Here is a 322-nt window from a genome sequence, read left to right on the forward strand (position 1 = left end):
ACGGCACGAAAACCGCCGTGCTGGATGTGGTCAGTCCGCGTTCGATCTCCACCTGATTGATGCCGATAGGAAGAGAGGACATCAGCCCTTCCTCCTGCTGGAAGTCAAGACGCTTGAGCGCACAGTTATACTTTTGGGCAATGGCGGCGGTCTGGAACACAGCATTTTCGAGCTTCTGGCGATTGGTTGCCGGATTCATGATGAGGATGGTCACAAGACACAGTCTCTCATTGCGGGTCTGGAGATCCTGCAACAGACGCTTTGCCTCACCGCCGAAGGTGGCGAGATCGGACGGGATGATGTCCATATCGTAGCCGGAGCG

1 pseudogene is annotated in these 322 nt (G+C 55.9%); it reads right to left on the reverse strand.

Going from position 1 to position 322, the window contains the following annotated elements:
• A pseudogene (locus P0G09_RS16875) lies at positions 1-322 on the reverse strand (conjugal transfer protein TraE); the annotation flags it as partial.

Origin of the sequence: Faecalibacterium sp. DFI.5.82, assembly GCF_029076575.1 — a bacterium.
Classification (GTDB): domain Bacteria; phylum Bacillota; class Clostridia; order Oscillospirales; family Ruminococcaceae; genus Faecalibacterium; species Faecalibacterium duncaniae.